Annotated in this window: 19 protein-coding genes; 7 read left to right on the plus strand and 12 right to left on the minus strand. The window is 60.8% G+C overall.

What is annotated here, in order from left to right:
• The first annotated feature begins 61 nt into the window (after positions 1-61).
• The 3 genes from ptsP to ACGHU1_RS13105 all read left to right on the plus strand — a co-directional run bounded on the left by ptsP (position 62) and on the right by ACGHU1_RS13105 (position 4,585).
• The gene (gene ptsP / locus ACGHU1_RS13095) at positions 62-2,335 is read left to right on the plus strand and encodes a phosphoenolpyruvate--protein phosphotransferase (protein WP_390587639.1); all 2,274 of its coding nucleotides are present in this window, start codon (positions 62-64) and stop codon (positions 2,333-2,335) included.
• 182 nt (positions 2,336-2,517) lie between these two features.
• Positions 2,518-3,375 carry a RodZ domain-containing protein gene (locus ACGHU1_RS13100; protein ID WP_390587640.1) on the plus strand — a complete coding sequence of 286 codons (858 nt, stop codon included), beginning with the start codon at positions 2,518-2,520 and terminating at the stop codon, positions 3,373-3,375.
• A gap of 211 nt (positions 3,376-3,586) precedes the next feature.
• Positions 3,587-4,585 (plus strand): tol-pal system YbgF family protein, encoded by a 999-nt coding sequence (locus ACGHU1_RS13105; RefSeq protein ID WP_390587641.1) that lies wholly within the window; start codon positions 3,587-3,589, stop codon positions 4,583-4,585.
• A 6-nt stretch (positions 4,586-4,591) separates the two neighbouring features.
• On the opposite strand, the gene ACGHU1_RS13110 is transcribed toward ACGHU1_RS13105, so the two are convergent.
• On the minus strand, positions 4,592-4,789 hold the full coding sequence (locus ACGHU1_RS13110; protein WP_390587732.1) for a hypothetical protein: 198 nt from the start codon (positions 4,787-4,789) through the stop codon (positions 4,592-4,594).
• Between ACGHU1_RS13110 and tilS the strand changes: the two genes are divergently transcribed.
• Positions 4,700-5,608 (plus strand): tRNA lysidine(34) synthetase TilS, encoded by a 909-nt coding sequence (gene tilS / locus ACGHU1_RS13115; RefSeq protein WP_390587642.1) that lies wholly within the window; start codon positions 4,700-4,702, stop codon positions 5,606-5,608. The genes ACGHU1_RS13110 and tilS overlap by 90 nt on opposite strands.
• On the opposite strand, the gene ACGHU1_RS13120 is transcribed toward tilS, so the two are convergent.
• The 5 genes from ACGHU1_RS13120 to zwf form a co-directional block, all read right to left on the minus strand.
• Positions 5,605-6,351, minus strand: coding sequence for a L,D-transpeptidase family protein (locus ACGHU1_RS13120; RefSeq protein WP_390587643.1), 747 nt, complete (start codon positions 6,349-6,351; stop codon positions 5,605-5,607). The two genes, tilS and ACGHU1_RS13120, sit on opposite strands and share 4 nt — an antisense overlap.
• Positions 6,352-6,460: 109 nt before the next feature.
• Entirely contained in the window at positions 6,461-9,250 is a 2,790-nt protein-coding gene (locus tag ACGHU1_RS13125; protein ID WP_390587645.1) for a phosphoenolpyruvate carboxylase, read from the minus strand.
• Positions 9,247-10,242: a glucokinase gene (locus ACGHU1_RS13130; RefSeq protein WP_390587646.1), complete on the minus strand. Its 996-nt coding sequence runs from the start codon at positions 10,240-10,242 to the stop codon at positions 9,247-9,249. Before ACGHU1_RS13130 ends, ACGHU1_RS13125 begins: the two co-directional genes overlap by 4 nt.
• Before the next feature lie 4 nt (positions 10,243-10,246).
• The gene (edd, locus tag ACGHU1_RS13135; RefSeq protein ID WP_390587647.1) at positions 10,247-12,055 is read right to left on the minus strand and encodes a phosphogluconate dehydratase; all 1,809 of its coding nucleotides are present in this window, start codon (positions 12,053-12,055) and stop codon (positions 10,247-10,249) included.
• Positions 12,048-13,511 carry a glucose-6-phosphate dehydrogenase gene (gene zwf / locus ACGHU1_RS13140; protein WP_390587648.1) on the minus strand — a complete coding sequence of 488 codons (1,464 nt, stop codon included), beginning with the start codon at positions 13,509-13,511 and terminating at the stop codon, positions 12,048-12,050. Before zwf ends, edd begins: the two co-directional genes overlap by 8 nt.
• 262 nt (positions 13,512-13,773) lie before the next feature.
• On the opposite strand from zwf, the gene ACGHU1_RS13145 reads away from it, so the two are divergent.
• Positions 13,774-14,793: a LacI family DNA-binding transcriptional regulator gene (locus tag ACGHU1_RS13145; protein ID WP_390587649.1), complete on the plus strand. Its 1,020-nt coding sequence runs from the start codon at positions 13,774-13,776 to the stop codon at positions 14,791-14,793.
• A 21-nt stretch (positions 14,794-14,814) separates the two neighbouring features.
• Here the strand turns inward: ACGHU1_RS13145 and ACGHU1_RS13150 are convergent, their stop codons facing one another.
• Positions 14,815-15,615: a transglutaminase family protein gene (locus tag ACGHU1_RS13150; RefSeq protein ID WP_390587650.1), complete on the minus strand. Its 801-nt coding sequence runs from the start codon at positions 15,613-15,615 to the stop codon at positions 14,815-14,817.
• Between the two features lie 68 nt (positions 15,616-15,683).
• Entirely contained in the window at positions 15,684-17,057 is a 1,374-nt protein-coding gene (gene rimO, locus ACGHU1_RS13155; RefSeq protein ID WP_390587652.1) for a 30S ribosomal protein S12 methylthiotransferase RimO, read from the minus strand.
• Between the two features lie 66 nt (positions 17,058-17,123).
• Between rimO and ACGHU1_RS13160 the strand changes: the two genes are divergently transcribed.
• The gene (locus ACGHU1_RS13160; protein WP_390587654.1) at positions 17,124-17,522 is read left to right on the plus strand and encodes a DUF1761 domain-containing protein; all 399 of its coding nucleotides are present in this window, start codon (positions 17,124-17,126) and stop codon (positions 17,520-17,522) included.
• Between the two features lie 32 nt (positions 17,523-17,554).
• On the opposite strand, the gene ACGHU1_RS13165 is transcribed toward ACGHU1_RS13160, so the two are convergent.
• From ACGHU1_RS13165 to ACGHU1_RS13180, 4 genes are all read right to left on the minus strand, one after another.
• Positions 17,555-18,646: a potassium channel family protein gene (locus ACGHU1_RS13165; protein WP_390587656.1), complete on the minus strand. Its 1,092-nt coding sequence runs from the start codon at positions 18,644-18,646 to the stop codon at positions 17,555-17,557.
• A 34-nt stretch (positions 18,647-18,680) separates the two neighbouring features.
• Positions 18,681-19,445, minus strand: coding sequence for a 5'/3'-nucleotidase SurE (gene surE / locus ACGHU1_RS13170; protein WP_390587658.1), 765 nt, complete (start codon positions 19,443-19,445; stop codon positions 18,681-18,683).
• Positions 19,445-20,725: a serine--tRNA ligase gene (gene serS / locus ACGHU1_RS13175; protein ID WP_390587660.1), complete on the minus strand. Its 1,281-nt coding sequence runs from the start codon at positions 20,723-20,725 to the stop codon at positions 19,445-19,447. The genes surE and serS overlap by 1 nt, the downstream gene beginning before the upstream one ends.
• A gap of 118 nt (positions 20,726-20,843) precedes the next feature.
• Entirely contained in the window at positions 20,844-23,192 is a 2,349-nt protein-coding gene (locus ACGHU1_RS13180) for a TonB-dependent receptor (protein WP_390587662.1), read from the minus strand.
• Positions 23,193-23,311: 119 nt separating this feature from the next.
• Between ACGHU1_RS13180 and ACGHU1_RS13185 the strand changes: the two genes are divergently transcribed.
• Positions 23,312-23,962 (plus strand): TetR/AcrR family transcriptional regulator, encoded by a 651-nt coding sequence (locus ACGHU1_RS13185; protein ID WP_390587664.1) that lies wholly within the window; start codon positions 23,312-23,314, stop codon positions 23,960-23,962.
• The last annotated feature ends 2 nt before the right edge of the window (positions 23,963-23,964 follow it).

Below are 23,964 nucleotides of genomic sequence, written 5' to 3' on the forward strand. Positions count from 1 at the left end.
CCTGCGGGCCGCACCGCGAGGCTTTGCTTTTGTGCGCCGGACTGCCTAAGCCTGTGGAACCATGAGTGCAGCCGCTTCCGCCCGCCAGATTCTAAAAAACCTTCATGAGGTCATGGCCTCGCGTATGCATGCGCAGGGCAAGCTGGACCGCGTGGCGGAAATTGTCGGCGAAAGCCTGTCGAGCGAGGTGTGCTCGATCTACCTTCTTCGCGAAGGCATGCTGGAATTGTTCGCGACGCGCGGCCTTAATCAAAGTGCTGTCCACGTGACGCGCATGGCCATCGGCGAAGGTCTGACGGGCACGATTGCCGACAATGTCGAAACGCTGAACCTGGCCGAGGCAAAGGCGCATCCCGACTTTCAGTATCGGCCGGAAACAGGCGAGGATAAATTCCACTCGTTTGCCGGCGTCCCGATTGTTTACCGCGAACGCGCTGTCGGGGTGCTGTGTGTGCAGCACGTCGATCCGCGCCGCTATGAAGAGGTCGAGATTGAGGCGCTCCAGACGACGGCCATGGTCTTGTCGGAACTGATAGCCAATGCAGAGCTGGTTGATGAGGAAGAGGCCCGCGGGCTGAGTGAGGGCATGACCGGACAGCAGACAGTCAATGGGCTGACACTGGTTTCGGGGCTTTCTGCCGGTAATGCGGTCTATCACCAGCCCCGCGTTCAAATTACGCAGGTTATGGCCGACGATATCGAGGCGGAGCGCCAGCGCGTCTATCTCGCCTTTGACAAGATGCGTGAACAGATCGACACGCTATCCAGTCAGGCCGAATTCGGGGTCGGCGGCGAGCATGAAGAGGTGCTCGAAACCTACAAGATGTTTGCTTACGACGAAGGGTGGTCGCGGCGCATCAATGAAGCCATCGACAGCGGGCTGACAGCCGAAGCAGCGATTGAGCGTGTGCAGCAGCACACCCGCATGCGAATGCGCGAAATCGACGATCCGCTGCTCGCCGATCGGATGCACGATCTCGAAGATCTGGCAAACCGGCTGTTACGGATTGTATCCGGCCAGCTTGGCACGGCAGCATCACAGGGGCTGCGCCGTGACACCATCCTTATCGCCCGCAATCTGGGTCCGGCGGAATTGCTGGAATATGACCGACGCCGATTGAAAGGGGTTATCCTCGAAGAAGGATCGCTGACCGCTCACGTAGTCATCGTGGCGCGCGCGATGGGCGTGCCGGTGCTGGGCCGGGCGAGCGGGATACGCGGCATTATTCGCGACGGCGACGAAATCCTGCTCGATGCCACAGCGGCAAGTGCGACCATCCGCCCGACAAATTCTGTTGCCGAGGCGTTCGAGGCACGCTTTGCCAAATCGCGCGAGAAGCAAGCCGCCTATGCCAGCCTGCGCGATGTGGAGCCCTTTACCCGCTGCGGCACACGTATTCAGGTGATGATGAATGCAGGTCTGCGCGATGATATCGGATCGCTGGCAATGACCGGCGCAGACGGTGTCGGGCTATTCCGCACCGAATTTCAATTCCTCGTTTCGGCAACCCTGCCCCAGCGCGAGAGGCAATTGCGTCTCTATCGCGATGTGATGGATGCGGCAGGGGACAAGCCGGTCATATTCCGAACGGTCGATATCGGCGGTGACAAATCCGTCCCGTATCTCGCTACGGAGGACGCCAATGCCGATGAGAACCCGGCAATGGGTTGGCGTGCGTTGCGGCTGGCGCTGACCCGCGAAGGGTTGATGAAAGCGCAGGCGCGCGCCCTGATCGAGGCCGGCGGCGGGCGTTCCCTATATGTCATGTTCCCCATGGTATCGGAGCCGTGGGAATTTGACGCGGCAAAGGCCGTGTTCGATGAGCAACTGGCGTTTCTGCGAACGAAAAAGAAATTGCTTCCCGATGCGATCTATTACGGCGCAATGCTGGAAGTGCCCGCTCTTGCAGAAATGCTCGACCTGTTGCTTCCGAAACTCAGTTTTCTTTCGGTCGGCACCAATGATCTGACGCAATTCCTGTTCGCGGCGGACCGGGCGAATCCGAAACTTGCACAGCGTTACGACTGGCTAAGCCTTTCAATCATGCGGTTCCTGCGCCGAGTGGTAAATTCGTCGGTCGGCACCGGCGTGGATTTGGGGGTGTGCGGCGAGATGGGCGGCAGGCGGCTTGAGGCGCTGGCGCTGCTGGGCATTGGTTTCCGCCGGTTGTCCATCACCCCCGCTGCGGTCGGACCGATCAAAGAGCTGGTGCGCAAGGTCGATCTTGCCGAACTGGGCGAGGCGATGACCGGTTGGCTCGCCGATCCCTCGGTCAATCTGCGCGAAGAAATGACCGCATGGGCAGAAGCAAGAGAGATCGAGGTCGACGGCTGAAGAACTCAAGCAAGTGCGGACAGATGCGGCGACAAACGCAATCATCGCGCCCAGTTCCTATGCTTGAGCCAGCCTGCGCTGCACGTGCGCCCAATCGCTCACCGCCTTCTTGACATAAGCAGCGATAAAGTTTGAGTGTGTGTCCAACGAATTAAGCGCCACGCTAAAGTGGAAACAGGGTCATGGTAGAACAGAACGACAGCAACTCGGAAGAGCTGACGATGGAACCGGTTGCGGAGCCAGTGTCGGCTGGTGACCTGCTGCGCGAGGCACGCGAGAAGCAAGACCTCGATCTGGAGCATATCGCCGCAAAAACACGCATCCCGATCCGCCATCTCGAAGCGATTGAGAGCGGCCAGTTCGATGAATTGCCATCGCGGGCATATGCAATCGGGTTTGCCCGCACATATGCACGGGCTGTCGGGATCGATGACGGCGAAGTGACAGCAAAGGTTCGGGAAGAACTTGCCGAAGGTCATGCGCGCCAGTCGGCATTGGCGGGCGGCATGGAGCCGGGTGATCCGGCCAAGCTGCCATCGGCGAGCCTTGCATGGTCGGGCGGCGCGGCTGCGCTGATCCTCGCGGTTGGTATTTTCTTCTTTTACAACACATATTTTGGCGCTGGCACCGGTCCTGAATCGCTATTGGTGCAGGCCGAACAGGACGCAGCTCGCGAAGAGACACTCGCTGCGCAAGCCGCCGCCGATGAAGCATCTGCCAATGCCCAGGCGTCTGCTCCCAGCGGGCAGGTGATTTTCACCGCAACGGAAGACGACGTGTGGGTCCGGTTTTACGAAGACCCCAGCAACCCGTTTTTCGAGGCTGTTATGGAAAGCGGTGACACATTCGAAGTGCCCGGAGATGCCGAAGCGCCGCTGATCAACACAGGCAGGCCCGATGCGCTTGCGATTACCATCGGCGGACAGGAAGTGCCCAAGCTGGCTGACGAGCCTGTGGTGATGGGCGATACGCCAATATCCGCATCTGCGCTGCTGGCCCGCGCCGACATATCCGATGCAGGCGAACCGCAGGTCAATTAACGATCCACGCCGCCACCGGCGCGGTAAGGTTTTCCCACCGATTTCCCTAACGGCTCGCTCGACTTGGTGCGCGCCCATCGTCAAAGATTCGGCTCATATTCATGCGGGGCCTTGCACACCCCAGTCCGCAGGCAGCGCGCGATCTTTCCGGGTCATCGCAAACTTTACGGCCAGCGCAAAAATTTACTCAGAGAGAGGGGTATCCCGCACCATGAAAATCGCTCTTGGACAAAAATTCACTTCATTCCTGCTGCGCAGCGGTTGGGCATTGGCTGTTGCCGCGACGGTCGCCACCAGCCCTGTCCCGGCCACCGCGCAGGACGGCGCGGAAGCCCGCATTCGCAAGCTCGAGGCAGAGGTTCGTGCTCTTCAGCGCGCCACTTTCCCGGGCGGCGACGGGCGTTATTTCGAACCGCAGATCACCTCTGGCTCGCCAGGTGCTGCGCAGGCGCAGCCCGCCGCGACCACGACCACAGCGGTTACCGATATCCTCGTGCGGCTGGATGCGCTGGAACTGCAACTGCAGCGCCTGACCGCTTTGTCGGAAGAGAACACCAATTCCATTTCCCAGATCCAGAGCCGTCTCGCATTGCTAGAGGCGTCACCCGCTGCAGGTGCCAGCCTCTCAGACACCATCGACCCATCGCCAAGTCTGTCGACCCAGACCAATCTGGACGCGATGACCGGCGGCAGTTCGGCGACAACCGAAGCCGAGCAGACACTGACGCAGCCAAGCGAGCCGGAGCAGAGCGCAGCCAGCGGACCGAGCGCTGAACGATTGGCAGCCGTCCAGCAAATCACGAAGCCGCAAACAGGCGATGCCGCAGACGATGAGTACTCATACGGTTTCCGGCTGTGGAATGCCGGTTTCTATCCAGAGGCGCGCCAGCAGCTGACCAGCTTCATCGATCAATACCCCGATCACTGGCGCGTGACATGGGGGCGCAACCTGCTTGGCCGCGCGTTTTTGGATGATAATATGCCGGAAGAGGCCGCGCGCTGGTTCCTGCGCAATTACCAGGCCGACCGAACGGCGCCGCGCGCACCCGACAGCCTGCTTTATCTCTCCGAATCAATGATGGCGATGGACGACACGCGCCGCGCCTGCATCGCGCTCGCAGAATTCGGCGAGACGTATCCGGCAGTCGCAAGCGGCCGTCTGTTGGACCAGTATGAAGCAAACCGGCGCAAAATCACCTGCGAAGGGTGATCCGCTTCACTGCGGGGGCTGACGATCCATCTCGATATCCATCCTGACCTGATCCGGCGATTTCGCAGCGATCTGGACCGCCTCGGCCTGGGCGACGCGCGGCTTGGTCTTGCGGTGTCTGGCGGGCCGGACAGTCTTGCGTTGCTCTTGCTGGCGCGCGAGGCGTGCGGCGCCGATCGCGTTGCTGCGGCTACTGTCGATCACGGCCTGCGCCCCGAGGCTGCGGCAGAGGCCGTGTTTGTCGCCGACCTATGCGGGCGGCTGGGCGTTGAGCACCAGACGCTGACGGTCGATGTGGGGGAGGGCAATGTGCAGGCGAGCGCGCGGGGCGCCCGTTATCTGGCGCTGGGCCAATGGCATGATGAGGCACGCGCAGGCGCGCTTCTCACAGCGCATCACGCCGATGATCAGGCTGAAACGCTACTCATGCGGCTTAATCGGGGCAGCGGCGTGCCCGGCCTGTCTGGCATTCGTTCTTCGACCGAGATTCCAGGCTGGGGCGGCACGCTTGCGCGGCCCTTGCTGCGCTGGACGAAGCTTGAGCTGGAGCGGATCGTTGGCGATGCGGGTATAGAGCCGGTTCGCGATCCGTCCAATTCCGACGAAACATTCGACCGCGCGCGAGTCCGCCGGTTCCTTTCAGAGCAGGATTGGTTGGAGAGCCAGCCCATCGCTGCGAGCGCCGAATATCTCGAAGATGCGTGGCGCGCGATTGAATGGTTTGCAGCCGAGGACTGGGAAACGCATGTCGTGCCCGATTCCGATGAGCAGGGACGCGGATTTCGCTATTACGCCAATGTGCCGCGCGCCATCGCGATTGAGACGATCATGCGCATCATCGCGGAACTGGGCGGCACCGCCTCGCGCGGTGACGCGGCGCGGGCATTCGACCGGTTGTGGCAGGGCGACAACGCATCGCTTGGCGGAGTGCTGGTCATTCCGGGGACCGAGCGGATTGAGCGTGCAGGCGTGACCATGCGGGTCTGGCGGTTCAGTCCGGAACCGCCGCGCGCCTCGTCCTAACCGATAATCTTGTCGCCCAGCCCGATCATTTGTCCGCGAGTGATCACCACTTTGTCACCGCGTTTGGCGATAGCAAACAGCTTTTCAGCGAACGCATCGGGCACGCCGATACAGCCGTGGCTGGCATAGCCATTGAGCACGGGCGAGCCGTGGATCGCGATCCCGTCCCATGTCAGCCGCAGTGTCCACGGCATCGGCGCATTGTCATATTTCTCCGAGATATTGTCCTTCTCCTTTGTCAGGATCGGAAACGCACCCAGAGGTGTAGGGTGTTTTTGCGTGCCCAGAAGCGCAACTGCGGTGCCGATTTCATGACCATCGCGAAAGACGCTGACGACGCGCGCGTCCAGATCGACCGTGACGACCAGTTTGCCGTTTTCAGGCGCGCGGTTTTCGTCCCAATACCATTCGCCATATCGAATAGTGCCTACAATCGGCAGGATGCTCTTGATGACGAAAGGATCGCCGCTGAGCGCGGGCGGGCTGGGCGGAACATCCTGCACCACCGGATCGGCGATCATGCGCACCGGCTGTTGCGCAGTTTGCGCCGCGATCTCTGGCAAATCAGATGCGGGCGGATCGAGCGATGGCATCGCGCTGGCAATTTGCGCGGCATCCTCGCCTGCCGCCAGATCTGCGCCTATAGCGGCAGCGTCCTGCTGGTCTGCGGCGGTTACAGGGGCGGTGATCATGCACGAGGCGATCAACGCGGCCATCGGACGGATTCGGAATAACGTCATCATGCGATGCATTATGACGCAAATTCCGGCTCACAACCAGTCGGCGGCTGGCATAGTCTCGTGGAGGGACGCCGCTGCTGCAAATCTTAACATTGGCGCGAATTGCGCCGGATCAGCCGTGCGCGCCGAACTGGTTTGCTATGCTAATCGACAGGCGCAGCATTAGCGCATAGGCGCGCTCAATCGGGTCGATAAAATCGCGGCCAATCTGCGCATAGCCTTCGCTGGATTCATCGGGATAATCCGCGGGCGCATCCATCGCGAAATCGCTCGGTTCGGGGAAATGCGTTGGGAAGGCACGGCGCATCTGGGCGAGCGCGTCCTCAATCCTCAGGCTCAGCACCATTTCCAGCACGTCTTCCCGGCTAATGTCGTTGGCGCGGCTGAACACCGGGACCGATACCGCCTTTAGGAAAATATGCTGCATCAGCGCCAGGCGCACGGACTGCGCGGCGCCAATCATCCGGCGGGTGTTTTCACGCGTGGTGTCACGGTTTTCAGCCGGTAGCAGGTCGAGCAAGCGGTGGAATTTCAGCGCGTCAACGCGCAGACGCGAGGCGAGGCGGCGGTAAACACCGGTGCGATCATCCTTTGTCAGGAATTCCGCGAGCGTTTCGCACGCGCCTGACAGATGCGATTCCGTGCCGCGATAAGGTCGGCTGGCCCAGTAGGCCGAATTGAACAGCTCCCCGTGCGCGGCCACGGTCTTGATACTGGCGAGCGAATCCGAGGCACGCGCCAGAGCCATCAATTGCTGTCCGCGCGGGCTCGCCTCGATCAGTGCAGCCAGCTCTTCGTAATTGCCATCGGCGGCGCTGCCGATCCCGGAGATGACGTTCACGGGAAAGCCGAGCTGTTGCAGGATCGAATTGTGCGGGATCGCGCGTATTTGCCGGAGGTTCATATCACGGTCGGCTGAAATGTCCGACTGGCGGCGCGATACCCGGCTGCCGGTCGAATTCAGCAGCCCCAGGCCAAATGCGGTGACCGCTCGCGAATAGGTTGAGCTGCGCAGATGCTGGCGCTGATGCGCGCGCACCGCGCGGTAGAAATCGAGGCTGAGATCGGTCCGCTCGTAGAACGGATCATCTCCCGCCGCCGGATCGCGCGGCGGCGCGCACACAATGCGCGAAAGCGTGGCGAGCGCCAGTTCCGGCCCGGCGAAGAACAGGTAGCCATCGCCGCCCTGAAAGCTGACCTCTGGCTCCAATTTAATGTGGGCGCTGGCGAACCGTTCGCGCGCCCATGCGCTCATCGGCCAGGTCAGTCGCTCCTCGAAATTGGACGGATGCGCGCCGCGGCCCATGCTTTCGCCGTGGGTGTTAAAGATCAGCGCAGAGACATCATCAAGGTCATTCTTGGCCATCGCCTGCGCAAAACGGCCCTGCAGTCGTTCGATGGCGAGGCTGGCGGGAATCTGCCCGACGAACCGGCCGGCATCGGAAAAACCGGTCTGGATGCAGGCGCGCCCGCGCAAACGGACATAGTCGCGGTATTGCTCCTCTGCGCACAACGCATCAAGAAACCGCCCGCCATGTTCCAGCGCGCTTTCGGTTTCGAACAACGGCGAGACATCGACCATATCCTCAATCCCGAAAGCGCGCGCGAAATACAGCGCGGCAAGGATGGTGGAGGGCTGTTCGCACTCTGCAATCAGCATACGGATCGGCGTGTCCGCATCAATGTGTTCGAGAATTTGCGCCATCGCGAGAAACTGCCGGATCGCGGTCGAGCTTTCGATCGCGAGGCTGGCAAAGTTCGTGCGCATCGGTTCTGTCTTGGCGAGCATCGCGCGCAGGGTGGCCATTGCGCCCTTGCTTGCGAGATCGAGATTGGGCTGATCGGTCAGGCGGCTGCGGATGGCGTTGTGCAGCTGCTTTGCGTTCACGCGGAAATGGATGTGGCCCATGCCGAGCCCGTCGGCGCGCATACAGGCGGTAAGCGTCTTGAGAGCAATTGCCTGATCATCATCGCTGGTTTCCGCAGCTTGCTGTTCAAGCTGTTTGATGATCTCGGTGAGCGAAGTGAGCTTGTCCGGATGGTCATAAGTCAGCCGGTTTGCTGCCTGAGACAAAGCCTCTGGTTCGGACAGGTCACCGGCGAAATCCTCCGCACTGCGGGCGGCATGATCGGCGCCTGCGCGCAATGTCTCAGCCGCTTCGTGACCGGCATCGATCTGTTCGAGATCGTCGGCGAACCGGCGCAAACGTTCGGCTTTTTCCGACAGGCGGAACCGGATCGAGGTGTACCATTTGATATCGGTGCGCCCGTCCATGTCGTATCCGACCCAGCTGGCAAAGCGGAATGGCAGCGGGACAAGCTGCTGCCAGCTATCGGGCCATGCCTTTGCAGCATAGGCAAGGGTGTCCCGGACAATCTTGGCTCGGGCATCCTGCGCATTGGCGAGGGCTTTCATCACTTCGCCATGTTCGTAATCGAGCGTGATGGCGGGGCGATCTGTGTGCGCGGTGCAGACCAGCGACGTTACAGGCGCGTCGGTGCTGGCCGATTTGGCCACCGCCTCGGTCTGTTCGGGCGTCATCAAGAAGGTGGGATGGGCGGTGAAGACAGCATGGAGGCGCGGGCTTTCCCATTGTGCACGAAACGCCTCAAAATCTGGCGCGGCAGATAGCGCGGTCGTCAGCTTGGCACGGTTGGCTTCCGATGAGACAGGGGCGACAAGTTTTTGCAGGCGCGCCGCGCGGGCCTGAAGGCCGGCGCACTCCAGCTCCTCTACCAACGTCTCAAGCTGGTCTAGATCGGTAGAACCCGCCTCTAGCGCCCTTGAAAGGTCCAGACCCAGCTGAAACACCGGATTGAACAAAGGTGTTTCGCGGGTGCGGGCATGGAGTTCCTGCAAGCGCGCGCTGAGATCATCGGTAGTCTTAAGCGGCAGGGTCATGCGCTGTCTTCCTCAAGGTGTTCTTGTGCGTAGGCAGCCGCTGCGCCGAGCAGGCCGGGCTGGGGATGGGTAATCAGTTTGACGGGCAAAGCCGCCATCAGGCTGGCAAAGCGGCCCTTTGCTGTAAAGCGCGAGGCGAAGCCCGATGCGGTTAGCGTTTCGCGAATGCGGTAGCCAAGGCCGCCCGCTATGACGACGCCTTTTGCCCCCTGGATCAAAGCGATGTCGCCTGCGACCGAGCCTAGGGCGAGGCAGAACCGGTCGACCGCTGCGGCGGCGAGGCTGTCGGATCCGTCTGTGCCCGCAGTCCAGATTTCGACGTCATTCGCATCCTTGACCGCGCGGCCCTCCATCGCGGCGAGCGCCTGATAGATGTCCACGATTGCCGGGCCGGACACAACGCGTTCATCCGACACCCGCGTATGCCGTTTGCGAAGCCGGGCGAGGATCGCATCCTCTATGGCATCGAGCGGCGCAAAATCGCCGTGCCCGCCCTCGGTCGCCTGCACGCGGTAGCTGCCAGCGGGCCTGCGGTAAAAGTAGGCAACGCCCAGCCCTGTGCCCGGTCCCAGCACACTGACCGTGCCGGTTTGCGGCAAATCCTCATCAGGACCGGCAAGGTGCAGGAAATCGCTGTTTGGCGCGCGTGCGGCGGCATGGGCGACCGCTTCGAAATCATTGACGATCGTGTGACGCGTGCAGCCCAGCTTTTCCATTATCAGAGGCGGACGGATGATCCACGGATTGTTGGTGAAGCGGATAACGTCTGGCTGAATTGGCCCTGCAACCGCCATTGCCAATGCATCGGGCAGCGATCCGCCCATGCGGCCGCGGTAATCTTCCCATGCGGTCTGAAAACTGGCATGGTCTTCGGTGTGGAGCGTGGTTGGCTCGCCTAGGGTGATTGCCCCGCCTGCCTCAATTTCGGCAATGGCAAAGCGCGCATGCGTGCCGCCAATATCGACGGTGACGATCTGGCGCGGTTCACCCATCAGATTACAGTCCTGCAGTCGCAAGCATTGCCGATGCGCCTTTTTCCGCGCCGTCGGCATGGGTTTGCAGCATCCGGTACATTTCGCGCCCGACGCCCCATTGCGGCTGCGGATCGGGCGCTGCGGAGCGCGCGCTCAGATCTGCGCTGGTCGATAGCTCGCCCGTTTCGGCGCAGACCCGAATCACGTCGCCATCCTTAAGCAGCGATAGCGGTCCGCCGCCCAAAGCTTCCGGCGTGCAGTGAATGGCGCTCGGCACCTTTCCGCTCGCGCCGGACATGCGGCCATCCGTCACCAAAGCAACCTTGTGCCCGCGATCTTGCAGCACGGCGAGCGACGGGGTCAGCGAATGCAGTTCCGGCATACCGTTGGCGCGCGGTCCCTGAAACCGCACGACCACGACTACGTCTGTGTCCAGCTCACCCGCTTTGAACGCGGTCACGACGTCGGCCTGGTTCTCGAACACGCGGCAGGGCGCCTCTACGGTCCAACGCTCCTTCGCAACAGCGGAGGATTTGAAGCACGCGCGGCCCAAATTGCCTGTAACCAGCCGCATTCCGCCATCGGGCTGGAACGGGTCGGAGGCTGGGCGCAGCATTGTATCATCGCGGCTTTGCGTGACAGGTGACCAAGCAAGCTCGCCCTCCTCGTCCAGAACAGGCTCGGCGGTGAATGCTTCCAGCCCGCCCTCGGCAACGGTCAGAATATCGCGGTGCGCCAGCCCTTCTTCCAGCAAGGTCGCGGTGACATAGGACATGCCGCCAGCAGAGTGGAAATGGTTCACGTCGCCCGATCCGTTGGGATAGACCCGCGCAAGCAGCGGCACGACGCTCGACAGCTCCGACATATCGTCCCAGTCGATGATGATCCCCGCCGCGCGCGCCATCGCCGGGATGTGGATCGCGTGATTGGTCGATCCGCCGGTCGCCAGCAGGCCAATAGTGGCATTCACGATAGCTTTTTCATCGACCATCTGCGCCAGCGTCCGGTCCGTAGTGCCGGAAAGCTCTGCAAGTCTGCGCACAGCCGCGCGGTCCAGCGCCTGACGCAGTTTGGTGCCCGGCGTGACGAATGCGCTGCCGGGAATGTGCAGGCCCATCATCTCCATCATCATCTGGTTGGAGTTTGCCGTGCCGTAAAACGTGCAGGTGCCCGGCGAATGATACGATCCAAGCTCGCTTTCCAGCAGTTCGCCGCGACCGATCTGCCCAGCGGCGTATTGCTGGCGCGTTTCCTGCTTTTGCTTGTTCGAAATGCCCGACGGCATTGGCCCTGATGGCACGAAGACAGCAGGCAAATGCCCGAACCGGAGCGCACCCATCAGCAAGCCCGGCACGATCTTGTCGCAAATGCCGAGGCAGGCGATCCCATCATACATCTGGTGCGACAGGGCAATCCCGGTCGACAGGGCGATGACGTCGCGGCTGAAGAGGGAAAGCTCCATCCCGTCTTCGCCCTGCGTAACGCCGTCGCACATTGCCGGTGTTCCGCCTGCAACCTGAGCGGTCGCGCCAACCTCGCGGGCATAAATCTTCATACGGTCGGGATACCGGCCATAGGGCTGATGCGCGGACAGCATATCGTTATAGGCCGTGACGATCCCGATATTGGGACCGCGCCGGTTCTTCATCGCCTCCTGATCTTCGAGCGCGCCTGCAAAAGCGTGCGCAAGGTTGGAACAGGCAATATCCTTGTGCTCGGGCTTGCGATCGGCCTCGCGCTGCATCAGCTCCAGATAGGATGACCGGCTGGTGCGCGAATTTTTGATGATCCGCTGCGTGACGCGGTGGATAGTGTCGTTAAGGTTACTCATGCCAGCTAACTCCGTCCCGTTCGGCAAGGGCGATGGCCGCGCTCGGCCCCCAAGAGCCCGCGCTGTATGTCTTTGGCGTGATCCCCGCCTCTTCCCAGACCTCGCGAATGGCATCAACCCACTGCCACTGTGCCTCAACCTCGTCCCGGCGCACGAACAGCGTCTGGTCGGCGTTGATCAGGTCGAGCAGCAGCCGTTCATAGGCGATCCGGCGGTGCTGTCCGACAAACGCATCAGGCATTGCGATTTCCAGCGGAACCTCCCGCAGCCGAACGCCTTCCACGCCCAGTCCGGGTACTTTCGCCATGAGCGACAGCGTGATGTTCTCTTCCGGCTGGATGCCGATCAACAGCTGGTTGGGCTGCAATCCAGAGCCTTTTTCCTCGAAGATGGAATGCGGAACGCAGCGAAATTTGACGACAATTTCGGTCACGCGTTCCGGCAGACGCTTGCCGGTGCGAAGGTAGAACGGCACGCCTTTCCAGCGCCAGTTATCGACGTGCGCTTTGATCGCGACGAATGTTTCGGTGTCGCTGTCCTTGCCCAATTCATCATCATAACCCGGCACCGCTTCGCCATTGATTGCGCCTGCGCGGTATTGGCCGGTAACAGTCTCGGCCGGTTCGACCTTGCGCAGGGCGCGCAGCACCTTGACCTTTTCGTCGCGCACTGCGGTTGCGCCGAAACTGGTCGGCGGCTCCATCGCGACCAGCGCCAGCAATTGCAGCATGTGGTTCTGGACCATATCGCGCAGCGCGCCGGCATCGTCGTAAAATGCCACCCGGCCCTCAAGCCCGACCGTTTCGCCCACGGTGATCTGCACGTGCTCGATATAGTTGGAATTCCAGATCGGTTCGAACAGGATGTTGGCGAACCGCAATGCGAGCAGGTTTTGCACCGTCTCCTTGCCAAGGTAGTGATCGATCCGAAATATCCGGTCCTCATCAAATGCAGCGGCCACCGCGTCATTGATCGAACAGCTGCTTTCAAGATCTGTGCCCAGCGGCTTTTCCAAACCGATGCGAACATTGTCGCCGGTCAGCCCTGCATGTTCGAGGCCTGCGATGGTGGGGCCGAACAGGCTTGGCGCGGTGGACAGGAATATCGCAAGGCCGCCGTCCCCGTTGTTATTCGTGGACGGGCCGACATGCTTCGCGAGCGCATCGAAACCCTCCAGCGATGTCGCATCGAGTGCCTGATAGGTCAGCCGGTTGAGAAACGTGGCCATGCCGCCGCGGCGTTCGGCGGGCAGGTATTTCTCCAACGCCTCGCGGGCCATGTCGCGAAAGCCGTTATCGTCGATTTCACTGCGCGCGGTGCCGATGATTTTGAGGTTTTCAGGTAGCAGACCATCCGCATCAAGAGCGCACAGGCTGGGAAGCAGCATCCGCCGGGCAAGATCGCCGGTGGCGCCAAACAAAAGCAGGCGATCTGCCGAAATTGCATTCGCGGCCATGATGCGTGTCCTCTTGGTGGCCGCGCGTTTTGCACGCGGTCTTTTGCTATTTTCACGCCGTTCTAGCGGGCAGCTTCGGTCGCGGCCATAGCGCTGCATAGCTATTCAAGCCGCAGCGCAGCCAAATGTGCCCGAATTTTCGCTGACGCCCCTCTTTAAATTCCCACACCCAAAGCGCGCTGAACAGTGGCACAGCGACCATTTCTGCGGCATAGCCCCTGCATAGCTATGCATTATCGCCCCGGGGGAGGGGGCAGGTTCCATGGAAGCGTCGCGCAAACCATTGCGGGTAACCAGTTTCGATGTGGCGGAGCGGGCCGGCGTCAGCCAGTCCACCGTCAGCCGCGCGCTGTCAGGTTCCGCCGTCATCAGCGAAGCGACGCGGGACAAGGTGCTGGGCGCGGCGCAGGAGCTGGGTTATTTCGTGGATGAACGCGCCGCGCGCCTGCGCCGGGGGCATACCGGCACGCTGGCCACAGTCGTCATTTGCAAGCCGGGCGGGCGCGCGCGTGACGTCAACCCGTTTTCCTATGCGCTGCTGGGCGGAATTTGTGCAGCGGCGGCACAGCGGGGTCTGGAAGTGCTCGTCTCGCTCCAGTCCGAAGACGAGCGGTTGTTCGGCCATTATGTTGAGCGCGGGCAGGCCGAAGGGCTGATTGTGATCGGCACCACCGCAAACCGCACCGCGTGGGACTATTTTCGCAAGGTTGGCGAAACAACGCAGCCGGTTGCGTATTGGGGCAGCCCGCTGGGCGATCTTGACTGGGTTTCCTCGGACAACGAGGCGGGCGCGCGATTGGCGGCAGAACATCTGGCGAGCCGTGGCTGCAAGAACCTTGTCTGCATCGGATCGCGCACCAGCACGCAGCGGCAGTTTGCTGAGCGGGTCGATGCGTTTCTTACTCGCGCCGCCGAGCTGGGTGTTACAGCGAGCCTTACCGAAATCGAGCCGGGCGGCGCGCGGCGGGAACAGGGGCGAATGGCGACTGGGCAGATGCTGGCAAGCGGCGTGCAGTTCGATGGGATCTTCGCGGTATGCGATGCCCTTGCGTTTGGCGTGATGGAGGCATTGCAGGCGACCGACGTCTCGATCCCCGGTGATGTCAGGCTGGTGGGGTTTGATGGAGTGCCCGCAAGCGAGCTTACCACACCTCCGCTCACCACAATCGAACCGGACCTTGATTGCGCAGGGCGGCTGCTGGTCGAGGCCGTGGCAAAGGAAGGTTCGCACGAAGGCGTCAGGCGCGTGCCTGTCAAACTCAATGTGCGGGGTAGCAGCTGAACACCGCTGCCATTTAAGGCGTCAGTCGCACTCGCTTACATCGACGCTGCAATTCAAAAACCGGTTCGCCCCAAACGTAGTCAGGAAGCTGACATCGGCGGCATCACGTCCGACACCGATCTTCACCGTCTTTTGCGGATCGGCCATGCCCGTCGCATCTACAATCTGCCAGGTTCCGCCATCTTTGACATTGGGATCGGCGAGGAAAACCTCGGCAACCGCATGAAAATCCTGCGGAGTCACGCCGGGGGCGAAACACGCGACATAGCGAGCGGGAATGGTCGAGGCGCGCGCCAGCGTGACCAGCACATGCGCGTAATCGCGGCAGATGCCCTGACGCGCGATCATGCTGTCGATCGCCGTCGTCGATGGGCCGCTGGACCCCGGCGCATAGGTAAAGTGCTGCGTCAGCCAGTCGGAGATCGCCGCAACGCGTTGTCCGCCGCTCGTATTGCCAAACTCCGCGTTCACGAAATTGTGGAACCGGTCTGAATGGCAATATCGCGAATCCAGCAGGTATTGCACCGTTTCACCGGGCAGGTCGTGCGGACCCAGTGCGCTGAGGGATGAAAGGTCCGCCGCGATCCGTTGCGGTTCGACAATGGCTTCATACGAAACTTCGAACAGCCCGTTCGTCCTGATCCAGATACGCTCACCGATGTCATCCATCGCTGCAACGCGCGCGACATGTTCGGCATCGCCCAGCCTGGTATCGGCGGAGCGGATATGCTGTTCGGGCAGCGCCGCTGCCTCAAACTGGAGCAAGGCGTCGGTGGCCTGGTTGGTTTCGAACGCAAAGCGGGTCTTGATCTGAATGGCCATTACCTAGCCAAGGGTCCGCAGGCGAAACCGTTCCCGCTTACCTGAAATAGAAATACGCCTGTTAACCCTTAAACGGTCACGCCAAACAGGTCATGCGCATCAGCGTCCTCGATTGCGGCGCTGACAATATCGCCAGAACGTAAAATGCCAGAGACATTGCGCAGGTACACCGCCCCGTCGATTTCGGGCGCGTCGGCCTGACTGCGTCCGGTGGCGCCGATATCGCCGTCTTCGTCCGGCTCTCCGACTTCATCGATGATTACCGGAATTGTCTTGCCGATTTTCGCTTCCAGCTTGGCCGCGCTGATCCGCTCGGTGACTTCCATCAGCTTGGCGTAACGCTTTTCCTTGATCTCTTCAGGCACGGGGTCCGAAAGGTCGTTCGCCGCTGCACCGTCGACAGGTTCGAACCGGAATGCGCCAACCCGGTCTAGCTGCGCCTCTTCAAGCCAGTCGATCAGGTATTTGAAGTCATCCTCGGTCTCCCCCGGGAAGCCGACGACGAAGGAAGAACGCACCGCGATATCAGGGCAAATCTCGCGCCAGCCCTTGAGCCGCTCGAGAACCTTCGCCTCGTTCGCTGGTCGCCGCATACGCTTGAGCACGCTGGGTGCAGCATGCTGGAACGGGATGTCGAGATAGGGCGTCAGCAGCCCCTCCGCCATCAGCGGGATGACCTTGTCGACGTGGGGGTAGGGGTAGACGTAATGCAGCCGCACCCACGGCGCGCTGCCTTCTGATGTGCGCAGATTGCCAAGCTCGCGGGCGAGATCGGTCATATGTGCGCGGACCGGGCTACCTTTCCAGTCGCGCTCTTCATGCCGCGTATCGACGCCGTAAGCCGAGGTGTCCTGGCTGATAACGAGCAGTTCTTTCGTGCCCGCTGCAACCAGCTTTTCCGCCTCGCGCAGGACCGCATCGATCCGGCGGCTGGCCAGCTTTCCGCGCAGCTGCGGAATGATGCAGAACGAGCAGGAGTGATTGCACCCTTCGGAAATCTTCAGATAGCTGTAATGGCGCGGGGTCAGCTTGATATCGGGCTGAGGTATCAGATCGACGAATGGCCCCTGCGATGGCGGAGCGTGTTCGTGCACGGCCTCCACCACCTGTTCGTATTGATGCGCGCCCGTCACGGCGAGCACTTGCGGGTGGGCGGCGCGGATCGCATCCGCTTCCTCGCCCATGCAGCCGGTCACGATTACGCGCCCGTTTTCGGAAATGGCCTCTCCAATCGCGGCGAGGCTTTCTTCTTTGGCGCTGTCCAGAAATCCGCAAGTGTTCACCAGCACCACGTCGGCGCCGGAATAATCGGGCGACATGGCATAGCCATCGGCACGCAGCCGAGTGAGAATACGCTCTGAGTCGACTAGCGCCTTCGGGCAGCCGAGGGAGACCATGCCGACGCGCTTTTGATCGGGGAGGGTGGTTGTCGAATTGCTCATATTGGCCGCGCCCCTACACCGGGTGGCGGTTTTGCGCTAGCGTCCTTGGCAATTGGGAGAATTCAGATGAATGATTTTGCGCTTTGGCCGGTGCTTGCCGGAACCGCCGCTTTCATTGCCGTAGGGGCGCTGTGGTATGGCGTGATCTTTGGCAAAGCGTGGCAGAAAGCTGCCGGCATGTCGGACGACAAAGTGCAGGGCGGCAATATGGCGCTCATCTTCGGGCTGACGTTCCTGTTCGAAATGCTGATCGCGATGGTGCTGTGGCACCTGATCGCGCGCACCGATCCGATTCCATTCGTGGTGATGATGATGGCAATAGGATTTGCGCTGGGCATCATGATCCCGGCGGTCGGCATCCATTACCTGTATTTGCGCAAGACCTTTACGCATTTCCTGATCGATGCAGGGCACATGCTGGTCGGCATGGCCGCGATGGGCGGCGTATTCGTGCTGTTTCGTTGAGGGGCTGACGCGGCGCGCCGGGCGCGGAAAACCTAGTGTCCGTCGCCCTTGCTCGAACCGTTTTCGGTCGCGACGATTTCCACGATGACATCGCCTTCCTGCAGGCTTTGGCATTCTTCTTCCCAATAGCCGATGGCCCGGCCATTGCGATAAATCCGCAGCCCCCTGCCGCCTGTGCTGAGTTCCGCAATGGAGCCGCCGCATTCACCCTCTTGAACGACGCGCTCTACCAGCTGCACGCGGCCCGTGACCGATGCGAGGTCCGAAAGATATTCGGCGATATGCGCGCCCTTGGCCGATCCCGCCAGCAGCAATCCTGTGAAACGGACCGGGTTGATGACATTGTTCGCGCCCGCCTGACGGGCCAGTAACTCGTTATCGTTGGCGCGCACGACGACGCTGATCGGAACCTTGGGCGCTAGGTGCCTCACGGTCAGAACGATTAGGATCGAGGTGTCATCTCGGCCAGCGGAAACCAGCACTGTTTGAGCCTCTTCGATGCGGACAGCTTTTAACGTTTCATCGCGGGTCGCATCGGCGGCCATCACGTTGACGCCCAGCTTTTCCGCCTCGCGAAGGCGTTCCTCGCTCGGGTCGACGACCACGATATTACGGGCGTCGGTCCCGCGTTCAATCAGTTCCTCGACACTTTGAGAGCCGGAGATTCCATAGCCCAAGACGACAACGTGATTGGACAGTTTTTCCTGGATACGGGCCATGCGCCATTTCTCCCAGCTACGCTTGATGATGAAGTTGTAGGCGGTGCCCACGAAAATAAAGAAAACTGCGAAACGGATCGGGGTGACGATCACCGCCTCGATCAGCCGCGCGCTGTCAGTTACCGGCGCGATATCGCCGAAACCGGTCGTCGTGATCGATATCATGGTGAAGTAGACGATATCGAGAAAGCTGACTTCGCCATCGACGCTGTCGACCAGTCCGTCGCGGTCGAACCAGTGGATCAATACGACGATGGAAATCAGTAACAGCGCAAGGCCCAGACGGATGCTGAGATCGCCCCAGACCGGAATTCTGACAGCCCGGCGCAGCGGTTTGAACTTGCTCGCTACGACCACTTTATCCGATTTGCCGCTGAAAATCTTGTCGGTTTCGCGTTTTGCCATCGATGTCCTTGCTGTGTCCCCTGCGCCGGCTCTTTTATGCGCTGAACCGGCGTGCCATCGCATCAAGCGATGAATGGTGGGTCAGGTCAAGTTGCAGCGGGGTTACGGCAACATAGCCTTCGTCGATGGCTTCCAGATCGGTGCCATTGTCCAGCGTGTGTTCGATGGCGTGCAGGCCGAACCAGAAATAGCGGTGCCCGCGCGGGTCCGTGCCCTCGACAATCGAGCCGCGCGAATAATCATGAAAGCCCTGCCTGACAACGCGAATGCCCTTCACTGCGTCTGCGGCGAGCGGGGGGAAATTGACGTTTACCAGTGTTCTTTCATCGAACGGCGCGTCGAGCAGCGGGGCAATTACCTTTGGCCCCCATTCACTTGCGGCGGCAAACAGGTCGCCGCCCGCAGCGCTCTCGCGCGAATACACCTGGCTAAGCGCGATTGCGCGGATGCCTGCGAGCGCGCCTTCAATAGCGGCGGACACGGTGCCGGAATAGGTGATGTCATCGCCCAAATTCGCGCCGCGGTTGACGCCGGACAGGATGAGATCGGGCGGAGCGTCCATGACCTCGCGCAGCGCCATCATGACGCTGTCTGTGGGCGTGCCTGTCACGGCAAACCGGCGCTCGGCATATTTCTGAAGCCGGACGGGGCGGTTCAGCGTGAGGGAATGACCCGCGCCCGACTGCTCCTCTGAAGGGGCGCAAACCCAAATATCGTCGGAAAACTGCTGCGCTATGGCTTCAAGCACTTCGAAACCCGGCGCGTGATAGCCGTCGTCATTCGTCAGCAATATGCGCATCAGGCGGCAGGCTCCAGCTTGGTGATCCCGCCCATATAGGGTGCTAAGGCGTCCGGTACGATGACACTGCCATCGGCTTGCTGATAATTCTCGATTATCGCAACCAAAGTGCGGCCCACAGCGAGGCCGGAGCCGTTGAGCAGGTGGAAGAATTCGGTCTTTTTCTCCCCTTCTGGGCGGTAGCGCGCATTCATTCGGCGCGGTTGGTATGTGCCGCCATCGGAACACGAGCTGATCTCGCGGTAGGCTCCCTGACCGGGCAACCATACCTCGATATCGTATGTTTTCATCATGGTCGCGCCCATATCGCCCGCGCATAGCGCCATCACGCGGTAATGCAGGCCCAGCTTTTGCAGCAAACCTTCGGCAATCGCGGTGATCCGTTCATGCTCTGCAGGCGCATCCTGCGGCAACGCAGCGCAGATCATCTCGACCTTTTCGAACTGGTGCTGCCGGATGAAGCCGCGCGTATCGCGCCCCGCAGCTCCCGCTTCGGACCGGAAGCACGGGGTCAGCGCGGTCAGCCGCATCGGAAAATCCGCCTCGGCAAAGATTTGCTCGCGGAATGAATTGCCCAGCACCATTTCGGACGTAGAGATCAGCAGGCGGCCATCTGTCGTCGTGAACAGATCCTCGGAAAACTTGGGTAACTGACCGGTGCCATACCCAGCTTCTTCGTTGATCAGCAGCGGCGGATTGCATTCAGTAAATCCGTGTTCGCCCGTGTTCACGTCCAGCATGAGTTGCCCCAGCGCGCGGTGCAGGCGTGCGATGTCACCGCGCAAGAACGTGAAGCGCGCGCCGGAAATTTTTGCGCCGGTCTCGAAATCCATGCCCAGTGCCGGCGCGATATCGGCGTGTTCCTGCGGTTCAAAATCAAAAGAAGGTTTTTCGCCCCATTCGCGCAGGAAGACATTGTCTTCCTCGCCATCTCCATCCGGGACCGATGGATCAAGCAGGTTGGGAAGAGCGAGCAGCGCCGCTTTCAGCTCCTCGCCAAGCTCTTTGTCGCGTTCTTCCATTTGCGGCAGCGACTGCTTGATCTCGGCGACTTCGGCCTTCAATTTTTCGGCGGTTTCGGTGTCGCCCTGACCCATCGCCTTGCCGATGGCTTTTGATGCTTCGTTGCGGCGGCTTTGCGCCTCCTGCACCTTGGTCGTCAGGGCGCGGCGCTCTTCGTCGAGTGTAAGGATCGACTGCGCCACTGGCTCCATCCCTCGCCGCGCAAGCGCCGCATCGAAGGCTTCGGGATTGTCTCTGATCAGGCGAATATCATGCATGGTCAGCGCCTATGCCCGCTTCGTCAGGCGTTGAAAAGTGCCGAGAAAAGGAAGGGGCCGGGCAGCGGTATTTGCAAACCGCCGCCCGGCCCCCTGGAGAGAGCGTTTCAGGGCCGGTTTAGAAGTTAACTTCGGCGGTGACGTAAAACCGGCGCGGATCGCCGTAAAAGCCGGTCAAGGTCCCCTCGAGGCCGAGCGTCGGGACGAACGGCGTGCCTGAAGGTGTGCCGCCCGCGACGAAGTTGTATCCGGCCACGATGTATTCCTTGTCAAACAGGTTTTTGCCGTGCGCGCCGATGGAAAACAGGCCGCTATCGGCGGTGTAGACGATGCTTGCATCGACCAGAACAAAACCGTCCTGATCCAGAAACACATTGGCGGTTTCAAACTGGCTTGCATCCGATCGCATGGAGGCATTGCCTAGAAAATCGACCATCCCTCCAGCGGCGGGCACGCCCAGCACAAACCCCATGTGGGCGGTGATGTCCGGCGTGTTCTGGAACACCCGGCTGTCTGCGACATCGTTTCCAAATGCGTCGATGAACGTGTTGAATTTGGCATCGAGCACGCCCAGCGACCAATTCACATTCAACCGGCTGCCATCGCCTGCAAAATCGCGCCCGACCAGCGCGCTGCCTTCGAATTCGATGCCGTTTACATCCGCGCTCGCCGCGTTTGATGTGATGCCGATGAAGCTGTCGTTTACACCGTCGCCGGTGCTGTCGAAGCCGATGGAACCGGGAATTTGCACATTGTCGTACTGGCCGAGAAACGCGGCAATCGCGATGTTCAACCGGTTGTCCAGCAGCGATGCTTTCCAGCCCAATTCATAACTGTCGACCGTTTCGGGGGCAAAGCGCAGAAATTCGAACTGGTCATCGAAATCGATATCGCCGTCGCCGTCCAGATCAGGCGCTGCCGATGTTTGGCCGCGAGGATCGAAGCCGCCGCCTTTAAAGCCCTGACTGTAGGTGAAGTAAAAGTTGTGATCAGGCGTCGGCTGGAAACTGATCGAGGCGCGCGGATTGAAATCCTTGAACGTCTCGCTCCCCTCGAAATCGCTGGTCACCGCGATTGGAATCGCCGCGCTATTCGAATCGAACAGATCAGAGAATCCGCCGATGAATGTGGTCCGCAACACTCGGCTGGACCGTTTGTCATTGGTGTACCGACCGCCCAGAGAGATGCTGAGCGTGTCAGTGATATCGTAAGTGAAGTCGCCAAACACTGACCATGTTTCCGTGCCGACATCGCCCAGTGTCTGTGCGTTGAGGCCGGGCAAGCTGATCAGGTCGCCGGTTGTGAAAAGCGCCACGTCGAACGCGGTAAAGGCATTCGCATCGAGATAATAAAGCCCGAAGACGCCGGACAGCCGGTCGCCTTCGTAAAGCAGCTGCAATTCCTGGCTGAACTGGTCGTTCTCATAGATCGCAGGCACATCCAGATCGGCGCCGGGGAGGCTGTCGAAATCAATCGGCGATGTGGACGAGTCCTCGCGGTAGCCGGTGATCGATTTGAGTGTAAGCGTGTCGGACAGGTCAATCGCGATGTTGAGCGCGCCGCCATATGCCTCGACTTCCTGATCGACGATATCGAGACCTGCGCGGGTATCAAACACATCATCCAAAACGGGCGCGCCTGTAAACAGGCTTGGGATCAGACGGGTGCCCTGCCGTGCCTCGCTTTCATCGAGCACATAATCGCCCGACAGCCGCACAAAGACTGGTCCGCTATCGTATTCGATTGTCCCGCGCGCGGCCCACACGTCCTTGTTATAATTTTCCGTGCCGAGATTGATGTTTTCACCGAATCCGCCGCGCGAAAGCCGCGCGCCGCTTGCGCCGATTTTCAGATTGTCGGTGATCGGCGTCGATCCGGTCACGATCAGGTCGGCCTGATCATATGATCCATAAGTGCCGCGAATGGACAGGCTGGGATCGTCGGGCAGGCGAGCGGTCACATACTTGATCGCGCCGCCGATTGTGTTCCGCCCGTAAAGCGTACCTTGCGGGCCGCGCAGCACCTCGATCCGCTCCACGTCGTAAACATCCAGCACCGCCGCCTGCGGCCGGTTCAGGTAGACGTCATCGACATACAGGCCAACACCGGCCTCGAAACCGGCAACGGGGTCTTGCTGACCAACGCCGCGGATAAATGCTGTGAGGGTGGTGTTGGTACCGCGGCTTACCTCCAGCGTGATGTTGGGAACCTGCTGGGCGATTTGCGTGAGATCCTGAATGCCCTGCTGTTCCAGCGCCTCTCCCGTGATTGCGGTGAGAGAGATCGGGACATCCAGCAATTGTTCTTCGCGCCGCCGCGCTGTCACGATGATGCCGGGGCCGTCATCCTCGGTTACGCTATCTTGCTGCATATCGGCAGCGTCCTGCGCTGCGGCAGGCGCAGCAAGGATGGCAAGTCCGGCGCAGCCAGCAAAAAGGGCACCGCGTGTGGCGTATTGGATATTCATGATCTGGTCCTCTCCCAAAACCTTATTCGGCCTGCAATATTGAAAGTTGAACCAACTTTCAAGTTTAGACTTGTCGATCAGCCGCTAGCGACCTAGGCAGAGGGTGGGAGGACCGGCGGATGACAGTTGAAAGTGGCAGCCGTGCAACCGTCGCAGCGGGCGCAGCAGCAGACGACAAACGGCCCCGCACAGAGCGCGGGCGCCGCACGTTGCGCAAACTGCTCGACGCTTCAGCGGAAGAGTTCGGAGAGAAGGGCTTTCACGAAGCGTCAGTCAGCTCGATCACGCGGAGGGCAGGCGTCGCGCTGGGTACATTCTACACCTATTTCGACAGCAAGGACGCGCTGTTTCGCGCCCTGGTCGCGGATATGAGTGACAACGTGAAATCAAGCGCGCGCGCCGCCATGAAAGACGACATGGGCGCGCTGGAGATCGAGCATGCCGCGCTTGGCGCTTTTCTGGAATTCGCGCGCGAGCATAAGGAAATCTACCGCATCATCGACGAGGCCGAGTTCGTCGATCCCGCGAGTTACCGGACGCATTATGAGACGATTGCGCAGCGCATTCAGGCCCGCCTGGTGTCAGGCAGCGACAAAGGCGAGTTTCGCGATGGTCTGGGCGAGATTGAGGCATGGGCGATCATGGGCATGAACGTGTTCGTCGGCCTGCGCTACGCTGTTTGGGAAGCGGGAACAGATGCGAGCGGCACCGATGAAATTGCGCAGACCGTGAACCGTTTGCTCGCTCAGGGTATCGCCCGCACGGACTGACC

The organism is Erythrobacter sp. MTPC3, assembly GCF_042854385.1.
Lineage (GTDB): Bacteria > Pseudomonadota > Alphaproteobacteria > Sphingomonadales > Sphingomonadaceae > Erythrobacter.

What these genes read in the sequence shown, in the direction of transcription:
- serS (WP_390587660.1), bottom strand. Translation starts at nt 20,725, where the DNA reads ATGCATGATATTCGCCTGATCAGAGACAATCCCGAAGCCTTCGATGCG.
- ACGHU1_RS13180 (WP_390587662.1), bottom strand. Translation starts at nt 23,192, where the DNA reads ATGAATATCCAATACGCCACACGCGGTGCCCTTTTTGCTGGCTGCGCC.
- ACGHU1_RS13165 (WP_390587656.1), bottom strand. Translation starts at nt 18,646, where the DNA reads ATGGCAAAACGCGAAACCGACAAGATTTTCAGCGGCAAATCGGATAAA.
- rimO (WP_390587652.1), bottom strand. Translation starts at nt 17,057, where the DNA reads ATGAGCAATTCGACAACCACCCTCCCCGATCAAAAGCGCGTCGGCATG.
- ACGHU1_RS13120 (WP_390587643.1), bottom strand. Translation starts at nt 6,351, where the DNA reads ATGATGACGTTATTCCGAATCCGTCCGATGGCCGCGTTGATCGCCTCG.
- ptsP (WP_390587639.1), top strand. Translation starts at nt 62, where the DNA reads ATGAGTGCAGCCGCTTCCGCCCGCCAGATTCTAAAAAACCTTCATGAG.
- zwf (WP_390587648.1), bottom strand. Translation starts at nt 13,511, where the DNA reads ATGGCCGCGAATGCAATTTCGGCAGATCGCCTGCTTTTGTTTGGCGCC.
- ACGHU1_RS13125 (WP_390587645.1), bottom strand. Translation starts at nt 9,250, where the DNA reads ATGACCCTGCCGCTTAAGACTACCGATGATCTCAGCGCGCGCTTGCAG.
- edd (WP_390587647.1), bottom strand. Translation starts at nt 12,055, where the DNA reads ATGAGTAACCTTAACGACACTATCCACCGCGTCACGCAGCGGATCATC.
- ACGHU1_RS13160 (WP_390587654.1), top strand. Translation starts at nt 17,124, where the DNA reads ATGAATGATTTTGCGCTTTGGCCGGTGCTTGCCGGAACCGCCGCTTTC.
- ACGHU1_RS13145 (WP_390587649.1), top strand. Translation starts at nt 13,774, where the DNA reads ATGGAAGCGTCGCGCAAACCATTGCGGGTAACCAGTTTCGATGTGGCG.
- ACGHU1_RS13100 (WP_390587640.1), top strand. Translation starts at nt 2,518, where the DNA reads ATGGTAGAACAGAACGACAGCAACTCGGAAGAGCTGACGATGGAACCG.
- surE (WP_390587658.1), bottom strand. Translation starts at nt 19,445, where the DNA reads ATGCGCATATTGCTGACGAATGACGACGGCTATCACGCGCCGGGTTTC.
- ACGHU1_RS13130 (WP_390587646.1), bottom strand. Translation starts at nt 10,242, where the DNA reads ATGGGTGAACCGCGCCAGATCGTCACCGTCGATATTGGCGGCACGCAT.
- ACGHU1_RS13150 (WP_390587650.1), bottom strand. Translation starts at nt 15,615, where the DNA reads ATGGCCATTCAGATCAAGACCCGCTTTGCGTTCGAAACCAACCAGGCC.
- ACGHU1_RS13105 (WP_390587641.1), top strand. Translation starts at nt 3,587, where the DNA reads ATGAAAATCGCTCTTGGACAAAAATTCACTTCATTCCTGCTGCGCAGC.
- ACGHU1_RS13185 (WP_390587664.1), top strand. Translation starts at nt 23,312, where the DNA reads ATGACAGTTGAAAGTGGCAGCCGTGCAACCGTCGCAGCGGGCGCAGCA.